9 protein-coding genes are annotated in these 11706 nt (G+C 60.0%); 5 read left to right on the top strand and 4 right to left on the bottom strand.

The window, feature by feature from the left end; all coding sequences use genetic code 11:
* Nucleotides 1-220: 220 nt before the first annotated feature.
* The gene (locus LDL32_RS12200) at nucleotides 221-1504 is read left to right on the top strand and encodes a glycosyltransferase family 1 protein (RefSeq protein WP_233067281.1); all 1284 of its coding nucleotides are present in this window, start codon (nucleotides 221-223) and stop codon (nucleotides 1502-1504) included.
* Between the two features lie 205 nt (nucleotides 1505-1709).
* On the opposite strand, the gene LDL32_RS12195 is transcribed toward LDL32_RS12200, so the two are convergent.
* The 3 genes from LDL32_RS12195 to LDL32_RS12185 form a co-directional block, all read right to left on the bottom strand.
* The gene (locus LDL32_RS12195; protein WP_255673816.1) at nucleotides 1710-2873 is read right to left on the bottom strand and encodes a glycosyltransferase family 1 protein; all 1164 of its coding nucleotides are present in this window, start codon (nucleotides 2871-2873) and stop codon (nucleotides 1710-1712) included.
* A gap of 161 nt (nucleotides 2874-3034) precedes the next feature.
* The gene (locus LDL32_RS12190) at nucleotides 3035-4342 is read right to left on the bottom strand and encodes an outer membrane beta-barrel protein (RefSeq protein ID WP_233067278.1); all 1308 of its coding nucleotides are present in this window, start codon (nucleotides 4340-4342) and stop codon (nucleotides 3035-3037) included.
* Between the two features lie 156 nt (nucleotides 4343-4498).
* Nucleotides 4499-5467: a magnesium transporter CorA family protein gene (locus tag LDL32_RS12185; RefSeq protein ID WP_233067275.1), complete on the bottom strand. Its 969-nt coding sequence runs from the start codon at nucleotides 5465-5467 to the stop codon at nucleotides 4499-4501.
* A gap of 192 nt (nucleotides 5468-5659) precedes the next feature.
* Between LDL32_RS12185 and trpB the strand changes: the two genes are divergently transcribed.
* The 4 genes from trpB to LDL32_RS12165 all read left to right on the top strand — a co-directional run bounded on the left by trpB (nucleotide 5660) and on the right by LDL32_RS12165 (nucleotide 10143).
* Nucleotides 5660-6889 (top strand): tryptophan synthase subunit beta, encoded by a 1230-nt coding sequence (gene trpB, locus LDL32_RS12180; protein WP_233067272.1) that lies wholly within the window; start codon nucleotides 5660-5662, stop codon nucleotides 6887-6889.
* Nucleotides 6886-7725, top strand: a complete 840-nt coding sequence (gene trpA, locus LDL32_RS12175; protein WP_233067270.1) for a tryptophan synthase subunit alpha — start codon at nucleotides 6886-6888, stop codon at nucleotides 7723-7725. Before trpB ends, trpA begins: the two co-directional genes overlap by 4 nt.
* 201 nt (nucleotides 7726-7926) lie before the next feature.
* On the top strand, nucleotides 7927-8796 hold the full coding sequence (gene accD / locus LDL32_RS12170) for an acetyl-CoA carboxylase, carboxyltransferase subunit beta (protein WP_233067268.1): 870 nt from the start codon (nucleotides 7927-7929) through the stop codon (nucleotides 8794-8796).
* A gap of 24 nt (nucleotides 8797-8820) precedes the next feature.
* Complete coding sequence (locus tag LDL32_RS12165; protein ID WP_233067266.1) at nucleotides 8821-10143, top strand: folylpolyglutamate synthase/dihydrofolate synthase family protein; 1323 nt, start codon at nucleotides 8821-8823, stop codon at nucleotides 10141-10143.
* 104 nt (nucleotides 10144-10247) lie between these two features.
* On the opposite strand, the gene LDL32_RS12160 is transcribed toward LDL32_RS12165, so the two are convergent.
* A complete protein-coding gene (locus tag LDL32_RS12160; RefSeq protein ID WP_233067265.1) occupies nucleotides 10248-11672 on the bottom strand; it encodes a sugar porter family MFS transporter in 1425 nt (474 codons plus the stop codon).
* Nucleotides 11673-11706: the final 34 nt, after the last annotated feature.

Below are 11706 nucleotides of genomic sequence, written 5' to 3'. Positions count from 1 at the left end.
TTTCATAACCCGATGGACAACGTGGTGCCGTGCGGATCAGGTTTCGGTGATGATCAACGATGGCCGCAGATCATTCAGGGCGCACTGTGCCAGATTCGTATGGAATTTGATCAAATCTGCATATAATAAACAAAGGGGATGATAAAATTATCATGTTTTTGAATGTTTTGCCAGAATGGCCATCAGCCTGGCTGACAGGATCAATCAATGGGAAGCTTGAGTGCGCATTCTTGTAGATAGTCTGAATCTTGGATTGTCCTCGGGCACAGGGATTGCAACCTATACGGAAAATTTTATCAAAAATGCCGTGAAATGCGGGCATGAAGTTGATCTTGTATTATCCAGTAACGGGCATTATTCAAAAAAGGCCCATCGCGGCGTTACATTGGCGGATGCCCTGACGCCCGCCCCGGAACCGGGCGGGATATTGAGGCCGGTCAAGCTTCTATATGGCGAAATCCGCACATGCTTTGCCCCGCGCGTCAATAACATTCCCCTGGTAAATCAGGAAAAGTTCCTGCCTGTCCGGCAGGCCTGGCAGGTCCCGCGGCTTTATCGGAATGCCATGATGGCATTCAAGCATTTTGATCGTTTTACGGAACTCGACATACCGGGCATCGATGTTGCACACTGGACTTCGCCACTGCCGGTACGCGTGCGCAATGCGATCAACATTTATACGATCCACGATATGATACCGGCGACCATGCCGGAGTTCATTACCGGAAACATAAGACTGAACAGAAGGCTTTTCAGGCGTATCGCGGATATCGCCGACTTCATATTTACAGTTTCAGAAAACTCCAAAAAAGACATCGTGAATTTTTCATCATGCGATGAAAACAAGATCATAAATACCTATCAGACCATAGAAAAATATTTCTGGACACCTCCGTCCAGCGTTCCGGCCGCCCTGCCGGACAACCTGCGGAACAAGGGATATTTCCTGTTTTTTGGCGCAGTGGAGCCCAAGAAGAATGTCGGCCGTATTATCGCAGCCCACCGTAAGGCCAATGTGACCCTTCCGCTTGTTCTGGTTTCTTCAACAGGCTGGGGAAGCCAGGATGTCTGGAAAGAGATTCACGATTATTGTAATGAAGGCAATAATCGCTGTATCGTAATGAAGTATCTTCCACGACATGGTCTTGTAAATGTCATTGCAAATGCAAAGTCCGTCGTTTTCCCTTCGCTGTATGAAGGATTTGGATTACCCGTTCTGGAAGCCATGGCCCTGGGTACGCCGGTAATCGGTTCAACAGCAGCCAGCCTGCCCGAAGTGATCGGGGATGGGGGATTGCTTGTCGATCCGCTTGATACCGCGGCACTGACACAGGCAATGGAACAGATGGAACATGTTCCCGGCCTTGCGGACAGCCTTGCGGAGAAGGGACGCAGACAGGCCAACAGATTTTCCCCCGAAGCCTATCGCCATCGGCTTTCTGAGGCACTGACCCGATGTGCGGATCAGCTCAGAATTTCAGGACATGACCAACATTCCCCATGATTGATCAATATCTGAAGACAGGCAAAGACATGCCTGCACAGGACGCCTTTCCCAACCAAAAAAAACACCATAAAATCAGTATACTGTCCTGACTGGTCCACATCACCGATCTTGACCGGGATGCTGGACGCAAATCCACACAGCGTTTACGGAAGCCCCTGAAAAAACGCTTCACCGGGAATGCCCTGATGGTGTGCGGGATGTTTCAGAGAACAGATGTCTGAAACAGTCTTTCATAAAATGCAGCCATACGGGCGGCCTGCATATCAAGAGAAAAGAATTTTGCCCTTTCCCGCCCCGCCGCGACCAGCGTGTTACGTATCGCGGTATCCATTCCATCCAGTCTGCGGATGGTCTGGCTCATCTCCTTGATGTCCATTGGGTCCACCAGCAGGGCTGCGTTGCCCGCCACTTCCTGGGTCGCTCCTCCGGCGGATGTCATCACTGGCGTATCAAGCGACATGGCTTCAATGATGGGCAGGCCAAAACCTTCGCCCAACGAGGGAAAAAGCAGTGCCCGTGCCTCCGCCATCGCCCGGAGCAGGGAATGGCGGGCACACCACGGAACCCGGATGATTGTCTGTTCCCCATGCACCGGGGACAGATCGGGACGATCATCTCCATCCGGCCCGATTATGACAAGCGGCCTGCGGGTTTCGCTCATGCCATGGGCCATGACAAGACGGCGGATGTTTTTTCGCGCTTCCACCCGTCCTACGCATACAAACGAATCCGCGGGTGCCACCGCCTCGGCCCCCGGCAGCAATCGTGCTTCCCCGGCACTGACCCCCGCGCACTGGTACAGATTGGTAATACGGCTTTCCTCCACGCCCAGATGCGCAATAACCTGCCGGCGCACGGTTTCCGTTACCGTTATGATGTGATCCATGCCTGCTGTAACAGCATGCAGCACCTTCTTCATCCTGACCGGGTCAATTCCGGTAAGGTCGGAATGGAGCAGGGGTATTATGTCATGTATCGTGGCTATATTCACCGCATTCATGACTTTTAACGGCAGCGGATAAGTCCAGTGCATGACCCTGGGCGGAACCTGGGCCTTTAGCCGCAGGGGCCTGCCAAAACACTGTAAATGCGTGTTTCCCATACGGAACATGTATGGCAGGTAAGGGTGCCCTTCCCGGTCCTGCCTTATCCTGACCCACGGGCCCATAGCCTTCAGAATATAGGAAATTATTGTAATGATATCGGGACGCCCCTGCACGACGGGCGACCCCGCCGGTGCCAGCCGCAGGAAATCCGGCTTATTTCCCATCCGCTCCAGCGTGCTGGCAAGTCCCGTGGCATAAGTCGCAATACCCGTGCCGCCCTCAAGGGCCGTACCGCGTGTATCAATCCATGCGTCCGGCATATACCATCCCAAATCAGTATCCGGACGCATGGCGCGCCCTGCCCTGGACCAGGACAGCTTTCATCCGCATCCAATGGTCGGTCAGGACAATACCCCACCCTTACGCATACTTACAATCCGGCCGTGTGTGACATGCCACCGGAGCACGGTAGCGTGCGGCATCAGAACCCGATCACCGCATCCCCCCCAAAGGTGAACATGCCATTGTTCCGCCCGCCATTGAACGGCGTGCTGCCATTGAGCGCGCGGTCAAAACGGATTTCCGGGCGGATCTGGAACACACGTACATGATGCCCCAGATTGGGGCGGTAGCTCATGTTCAGCGTCATTTCGCCATAGGTGGTACCATGGCTTGAAGCCGACGGCCCCGGCACCACCAGCCCGCCGGTTCCGGCCAGGGCTTCCATGTAGGAGTTGTTGCCCCGGAAGGTCGCGACCATGGCGTTGTTGTTATCACGGTAGATCTCGCCTCGATAATTGAACGTCAGGCTGTCACTGATCCTGTAGCTCAGGAAGCTGATGAAGCTTTCCGCATCCGCCCCGGCAAACTGCCCCCGCGCGCCGGTGCCACGCACGCCTTCGTCATGCAGGTAATTGAACTCGGCCATAAGCGTCAGGCGTTTGTTGAGCTGATAAATGGCGCTGATATCGTTCCAGAAGCGGTTGGCATGGTTGGCTTCGTAATGCCCCACCAGACGCCATGAATCCTCCGGCCCCACGCGGCTCAGTTCTATGATCCGCAGCCTGCCATGCGCCAGATTGTTCAGGTTGAAGCCAAAATAGCCCGCAGGCGCATTGTTGTTGTCTGAGCGGCCAAAGGTCGTCTGGTTGCCGGTATCAATGCCGAAGGTCACGTCCACCACGGGCGTTACATGCCAGGTGAACATCGCCCCCACGTGCTGGAACGGCACGGAATATTCGGATGTATAGGCCAGCGTGTAGAATGCGCGGGATGCGGGGTCGAGCCCTTCTATGCCCATCGGGGCCAGCAGGATGCCCGCCTGCATGTCCAGCCCGCCCCGGGTCAGCCAGGGCAGGTGCACATCCATATGCGCCTGGGCGGGGATAAGCTGGTAGCGGTTGCTCCACTCCCGGTCACTGATGCCGAGCAGATGGTAGTAACGGGCATCGGAGCCATACATGGCCTCGAGCGTGAAGCCGACCTGATATCTGTTCACGCTGGAATTGATGGCCTTGTTGAGGGTGAATTCCAGCTGGTTGAGCTGCACCTGGTTGGCATGGTCGGCAAAGAAGTCCCCAAAATTGTAGCCCGGCTGCGGGCGGGCGGGGTTGGCCATGATCCCGCCTTCGATCTGGCCGGTCAGGGTAATGTCCCTGAGCCAGCGCGTGACCCCGCTATCGGGTTTCAGACCGGAAAAGACCTGTACCTGCGCATGCGCCCGGAGGGACGGACCCGTCAGCACCGCGCTGAAAAACAGAAAGCAGCCAAGCCTCCAACCCGGTTTCATAACGGTCGTTTTCCCCTCCGGTCCGTCCGGGCTGGCAGCAGCATGATGCATATGCCCCCGGCATCCATGAATTTCCTTTTATGCCCTTTTTCAGCCTCCTGAAACCTAAACTATTGAAATAATTTGATAATTTAATAATATTGATACTGATATGACCTAATTCTTGCCCAACCATCCCCGCCGCCAGAACCATAGCAGCGGCAGCACCACGGTCGCGGCCATCAGGGCAAGGGAATACCAGTAGCCGTATTTCCAGTTCAGTTCCGGTATATCATGGAAGTTCATGCCATAGATGCCCGCTACCAGCGTAGGTGCCACACCGATAAAGCTGACCACGGTCAGGATTTTCATGCCATTGTTCTGCTCGATGCTGATGAAGCCCAGCGTCGCATCCAGCAGGAACTGCACCTTGTTCGCCGTCTGTGAAACAAAGTCGTTCAGCGAACGGATATCACGTTCCACCGTGCCCAGCCGGACCTGCAGCCGGTCCGACAGGTCATGGCGCTTGTTCTCGCCCAGAAAGATCGAGATCCGCTCCAGCCCCAGCAGGCTGTCGCGTACGGATGAACTCAGGTCGCCCGACCGGCCAACCCGGCGCAGCATGTTGCGCAGCAGGGTGGCCGCCTGCGCCTGGCTTGGTTCCTCGGACTGGAACACATCGCGTGACATGCCATCCAGTGCCTGCCCCAGATGCTCCAGGATATCGGCCAGCCGGTCCACCACCGCCTCCAGCAGCAGGATGCCGGCCTCGTTGGCGCTTAACGGCGTGGTCTGTCCCGCCACCTGCCGGGCCACCACGTCAAACGCGCTGAACCCGGTGTAGCGGATGGTCAGCAGGCGTTCGTGCATGAGCACGAATCCAACCGGGGAAACAAAGAAGTCATCCGGAGTCTTGCGCACCAGCGGGGTGGAGAGGTAGACGGCGTCCCCTTCCATGAACAGGCGCGATGAACTTTCAATCTCGTCCAGCTGGGAACGGGTGGGAATGCGCAGGCCGGTCACCTCGGCGGCCAGGGCTTCCTCCTCCGGTGTGGGATCAAGCAGGTCAAGCCACGCGGCACCTTCCCCATCGGCTGCTGTGCTCACGGTCCGGGCCGGGGCACCCGGGCGATGCGCTAGGAACATGGGCTGTCTTTCTTACGTTTGTATGGTTGTCCATCCATCACGCGGCAGAAAATATGTCAAATCGTGACAACCGTTCCGCATGGCCGGGGGCTGGTATTTTTCCACCATTGGGTCCAGAACCGGCAGGCGGCCCGGGACGGCTGCATGACTGTAACACAAAGCCACGCCCCACTTTCTTGCGGAGTAGCGAAGTTGAGCGCAACACAGACACAGGCAGGCACGAACAGCCTGCGTAGCGGCCCTGATCATCGCGGCCGCTTTGGCATTTTTGGCGGCCGGTTTGTTGCCGAGACCCTGATGCCCCTGCTGGCCGAACTGGAAAGCGCCTATCGGGCCACGCAGGCGGACCCCGAATTCCGCCGTGAGCTTGATTATTACCTGAAGGATTACGTAGGCCGTCCCAGCCCGCTGTGGTTTGCCCGCCGCATGACCGAAGAACTTGGCGGCGCCAGGATCTACATGAAGCGCGAGGAACTGAACCATACCGGTTCCCACAAGCTCAACAACGTCATGGGGCAGATCCTGCTGGCCCGCCGCATGGGCCGCACCCGCATCGTGGCCGAGACCGGGGCGGGCCAGCATGGCGTGGCCACCGCCACCGTGTGCGCGCTGTTCGGCATGAAATGCGCGATCTACATGGGTGCGACCGATGTGGAGCGGCAAAAGCCCAACGTGTTCCGCATGAAGCTGCTGGGCGCCGAAGTGGTGCCGGTCACCGCAGGTGCGGGCACGCTGAAGGATGCAATGAACGAAGCCATGCGCGACTGGGTGACCAACGTGCATGATACCTACTTCCTTGTCGGCACCGTGGCAGGCCCGCACCCCTACCCAGAAATGGTGCGTGACTTCCAGTCCGTGATCGGCGTGGAGACCAAGGAACAGATCATGGAAGCCGAAGGCCGCCTGCCCGATGCAATCGTGGCGGCCATTGGCGGCGGGTCGAACGCCATGGGCATCTTCCACCCGTTCCTTGATGACCCCGAGGTAAAGCTGATCGGCGTGGAGGCTGCGGGCTGCGGGCTGGACAGCGGGCTGACCGCCGCCTCCATCGAACGCGGCCGCCCCGGCGTGCTGCATGGCAACCGCACCTATCTCATGCAGGATGAGGACGGGCAGGTGACGGAAGCCCATTCCATCAGCGCCGGCCTCGACTACCCCGGTGTCGGCCCCGAGCATTCATGGCTGAGCGATATCGGGCGCGCGGAATATGTCGGCGCCACCGATCAGGACGCGCTTGATGCCTTCCAGCTGTGCACCCGCACCGAGGGCATCATCCCCGCGCTGGAAAGTGCGCATGCCATCGCCTATGCCGCCAAGATCGCGCCCACGATGGCAAAGGACCAGATCCTTGTGGTCAATATTTCCGGCCGGGGGGACAAGGACATCTTCACCGTAGCCGAACGCCTGGGAGTAAAACTGTGAGCCGCATCGCCCGCCGCTTTGCCAGCCTGCGCCAGCAGGGCCGTGGCGCCCTGATTCCCTATGTCGAAGCCTGTGACCCGGATTACGACACATCGCTTGCCATCCTGCGCGGCATGCCGGGCGCGGGTGCCGACCTGATCGAGGTAGGCGTGCCCTTTTCCGATCCATCCGCCGATGGCCCGACCATCCAGAAGGCCGCCCTGCGTGGCCTGAAGGGCGGATCGAGCATGAAGCGCGTGCTGGAAATGGTAAGCACCTTCCGCGAGGGTGATGACGAAACACCGATCATCCTGATGGGCTACACCAACCCCATCGAGGCCTACGGGCCGGAGCGCTTCTGCGTGGATGCGCACAAAGCGGGCGTGGACGGGCTAATCGTCGTCGACCTGCCGCCGGAGGAAGCCGACCTGCTGGCAGGCCCCGCCGCCGCGACCGGGCTGGACATCATCCGCCTTGTCGCCCCCACCACGCCGGATGCCCGGCTGCCGGTCGTGTTCGATGGCGCATCGGGGTTCGTGTATTATGTCAGCATTACCGGGGTGACCGGCACCCGCACCGCCAGCACCGATGAACTGGCCCAGGCCCTGCCGCGCCTGCGCAAGGCGACCGACCTGCCGATTGCCATCGGCTTTGGCATCCGCACGCCGGAACTGGCTGCCAATGCCGTGCGCGTGGCCGATGCCGCCGTGGTTGCCTCCGCCCTGCTCAACACGCTTGAGGGCACGCTTGATGCGAATGGAAAGGCAACAGCCACAACCGTGCCTGCCGTGCTGGACCAGTTGCGCGGCCTGGCTGACGCCGTGCATGCCGTAAGCAAAACCGCCTCAAAACAATAAAAGTTTTCGGGCGCCGCCTTTTTCCGGAAAGGCGGTGTCTTTCTGAAGGCTTTTTGAAAAAAGCTTCACCAGAAACCTTCTTATGACCTGGAGGACGTTTCACCGGCATTTTTCCGGGACACGCCCTGCAATGACAATCTGGCCCAATCGTTCATCTACCTGTATGGAACAGGCCTCCAGAAAGCTTAAGGGAGAGGCAAAATGAGCTGGCTGACCGAATATGTCCGTCCCAAGATCCGCGGCCTGCTCAAGCGGGAAGTGCCGGACAACCTGTGGACCAACTGCGAATCGTGCGAGCAGATGATCCTGACCAAGGACCTGCACAAGGCGCTGAACGTGTGCCCGCATTGCGGCCACCACATGCGCGCCAGCGTAGCGGAGCGCCTGGAATGGACCTTCGATAACGGGGAATATACCCGCATCGAACTGCCCAAGGTCGCGGTTGATCCCCTCTCCTTTCGCGACCGCAAGCGCTATACCGACCGGCTGAAGGATGAGCGCGCCAAGTCACATCTGGACGAATCCATGGTCGTGGCCCACGGCCTGATCGGTGGCCACAACGCGGTTGTCGCCGTGATGGCGTTCGAATTCATTGCCGGCACGATGGGGGCAGCGCTGGGTGAGGCCTTCATTGCCGCCGCCCGCCTGGCCATCCTGCAGCAGGCGCCGCTGGTCGTCTTTACCGCATCTGGCGGTGCCCGCATGCAGGAAGGCATGATCAGCCTCATGCAGATGCCGCGCACCACGGTGGCGGTGGACATGCTGCATGATGCGGGGCTGCCCTATATCGTGGTGATGACCAACCCGACCACGGGTGGTGTTTCCGCATCCTTTGCCATGCTGGGCGATGTGCAGATTGCCGAACCCAATGCGCTGATCGGCTTTGCAGGCCAGCGCGTGATCGAGGATACGGTGCGCGAAAAGCTGCCCGAAGGCTTCCAGCGCGCGGAATACCTGCTTGAGCACGGCATGCTGGACATGGTGGTCAAGCGCGGTGACCTGCACGAGACGCTGGCCCGCCTGATCGGCCAGCTCAATTACCGCCACATCACGCAGCACGCTGCCGCCTGATCCTTAATCTCTGGGCCATCGCGCATGAACACACCCACCCTCGGGCCGGAATTCGTAGGCCGGACCGGGCAGATACTCGAACGGCTGAACCGGCTGTATCCGGCCCTGATCGACCTGTCCCTGACACGGCTGGAAAATCTTCTGGCCCGCCTTGGCCACCCCGAGCGCCACCTGCCGCCGGTGGTGCATGTGGCGGGTACCAATGGCAAGGGCAGCACCTGCGCCTTCATGCGTGCCATTGGCGAAGCGGCGGGGTGGCGGGTGCATGTGCTGACCTCGCCCCACCTTGTGCATGTGACCGAGCGTTTCCGCATCGCGGGCCGGATCGTGCCCGAGCACGAACTGGCGGCAGTGCTGGAGGAAATCGAGCGCGTCAATGCCGGTGCACCGATTACCGTGTTCGAGGTGCTGACGGCGGCGGGCTTCGTACTATGCGCCCGCCATCCGGCGGATCTGGCCATTGTGGAAGTGGGGCTGGGCGGCCGGTATGACGCCACCAATGTGCTCCAGCACCCCGCCGCCTGCGCCATTACCGCCATTTCGATGGACCACGAGGCTTTTCTGGGCGATACGCTCACGGCCATCGCGACCGAGAAGGCCGGGATCATCAAACACGGCGTGCCCGTGGCCACCGGTCGCCAGCCGACCGAAGTGATGGACGTGCTGACCCGCACGGCGGATGAAAAGACCAGCCCCCTGTCCCGGCGGGACCATGAATGGTCGATCTCGCTGCGTGAGGATCAGACCGGCCTGCAGTACAGCGACGCCCATGGCACGCTGGACCTGCCACTACCGGGCCTGCCCGGCGCGCATCAGGTCGATAATGCCGGGCTTGCCATCGCCACCCTGCGCGCAGGTGGGCTGCCCCTGCCCGAAAAGGCATGGGCGGGAATCGCACAGGCACGCTGGCCCGCGCGCATGCAGCGCCTGACAGGCAGGCTGGCAGCGCTACTGCCCGATGGCTGGGAACTGTGGCTGGATGGCGGCCATAACCCGGGTGCGGGCGAGGTGCTGGCCCACGTCATGGCGGCATGGCCCGACCGGCCCACGCATCTGGTCATCGGCATGAAACAGACGAAAGACGCCACCGGCTTCCTGGCCCCGCTGCTGCCGGGTGCGGCCAGCATTCAGGCCGTGGCGGAGGAGGGGCAGCACCTGGCCCAGCCCGTAGCGGAGATTGTCGCCGCATCGGGTGGTCGGGCCACCGCAGGCCCCACGCTGCATGCGGCACTGGCCCATCTGGCAGGCAGTGCGGGTCCTGATCCCGCACCGGCATGGGTAATCATATGCGGCAGCCTGTATCTGGCCGGGGTGGCACTCCAGCTTGATGGCTGGCAGCCAGAGTAAATACTGAACAAAGAAGAATAAAAGTTTCTGGGTGCCGCCTTTTTTCAAAAAGGCGGCATTCTTCGAAGCTTTCTGAAAAAAGCTTCACCAAAAACTTTTACAACTTACTGCCCATCCGGCAGCGGTTTGCCGCGCCCGATCTCACGCAGCGGCAGGCCCGCCATCAGGCGCTGCTCGATCTTTTCCAGCGACATGTCCCGCGTTTCAGGGATAAAGCGCCATGTCACCAGCACGAAAAACAGGTTGAACCCGGCAAACAGCCAGAATGTCGGGCCATTACCCATCCACTGCAGCAGCGACAGGAAGCTTGCCCCCACGATCATGTTGGCGATCCAGTTGGTCAGCGTGGAGATGGAAATGCCCAGGTCACGCCCCTGCAGCGGCTGCACTTCCGAACACAGCACCCAGATCAGGGGGCCGGCCGACATGGCGAAGCCGGAGATGTAGATCAGCAGCATGAACACGGCGATGATCTGTTCCGTCTGCCCCAGATTGGACCGGTTGAGCATGACGCCAAGGCAGCCCATGCCCACCGCCATGATGATGAAGCCGGTATACAGGATCGGCTTGCGGCCCCAGCGGTCCACCAGCCCGATGGCGATAAAGGTGGCCAGCATGTTCACCAGCCCCACCATGGCCGTGCACCACAGCTGCGCCGGTCCGACATAGCCCGCCAGCGCGAAGATCTTGGGCGCGTAGTACATTACCACGTTCACGCCCGCCAGCTGCTGCATGACCTGCAATGTCATGCCCAGGAAGATGGAGCGGCGGAAATTGGCGTTGTTGCGCAAAAGGCTCCAGCCACGCTGCTTCTGCTGGAGCTGGCGGCTGATGTTCTGGATTTCCTGCATGGCCACGCCATGGTCGTTGCGCAGGTCCTCCAGCACGGCCAGCGCTTCCTTGCGGCGGCCACGCATCATGAGCCAGCGCGGGCTGTAGGGCAGGAACAGCACGCCAATCAGGAACAGCACGCCCGGCACGGCGGCAACCGCGAACATGCCGCGCCAGTTGCCGGAATAGCTGAACATGGTGTTGCTGAGGAAGGCGATGAAGATGCCCGCTGTGATCATGAGCTGGTAGGTCGAGATCATGGCCCCGCGCGCCTGCTCGCTGGCAATTTCGGACAGGTAGAGCGGCGCGGTGAAGGCTGCGACGCCAATGGCCAGCCCCATGATGAGCCTGCCCGCGATCATGGACGGGATGGACCATGCCAGCGCGCAGGCCAGCGACCCGATCACGAATACGGCGGCGCCCACCAGCAGCGCATGCTTGCGCCCGATCTGGTGCGACATCCACCCCCCGCACAGCGACCCCACGGCGGCGCCCGCCATCATGGCGCTGACAATCCATTCCTGCTCGACCGTTGTGGCGTGAAAGGTGCTGGCCAGCAGGTCCAGCGCACCGGAGATGACCCCGATATCCAGACCGGCCATTAGGCCCGCAAGCGCTGCAAGGCAGCCAATGATAAGTGTGCGCAGCCGGTTCGTATCAAACGTGGTGGTAGTGGTGGCGGCGGTCTGATTGTCCATTATGGCCGGTCCTTAAAATATTTTTTTTGTTGCC

This window comes from Komagataeibacter sp. FNDCF1, assembly GCF_021295335.1.
Classification (GTDB): Bacteria; Pseudomonadota; Alphaproteobacteria; order Acetobacterales; family Acetobacteraceae; genus Komagataeibacter.
Note: the sequence above shows the minus strand (reverse complement) of the source record. Positions and strands in the feature narration are given on the sequence as shown.

Excerpts from the sequence above, each read along its gene's own strand:
- LDL32_RS12195 (WP_255673816.1), bottom strand. The coding sequence starts at position 2,873 with ATGCCGGACGCATGGATTGATACACGCGGTACGGCCCTTGAGGGCGGC.
- LDL32_RS12190 (WP_233067278.1), bottom strand. The coding sequence starts at position 4,342 with ATGAAACCGGGTTGGAGGCTTGGCTGCTTTCTGTTTTTCAGCGCGGTG.
- LDL32_RS12185 (WP_233067275.1), bottom strand. The coding sequence starts at position 5,467 with ATGTTCCTAGCGCATCGCCCGGGTGCCCCGGCCCGGACCGTGAGCACA.
- accD (WP_233067268.1), top strand. The coding sequence starts at position 7,927 with ATGAGCTGGCTGACCGAATATGTCCGTCCCAAGATCCGCGGCCTGCTC.
- LDL32_RS12165 (WP_233067266.1), top strand. The coding sequence starts at position 8,821 with ATGAACACACCCACCCTCGGGCCGGAATTCGTAGGCCGGACCGGGCAG.
- LDL32_RS12160 (WP_233067265.1), bottom strand. The coding sequence starts at position 11,672 with ATGGACAATCAGACCGCCGCCACCACTACCACCACGTTTGATACGAAC.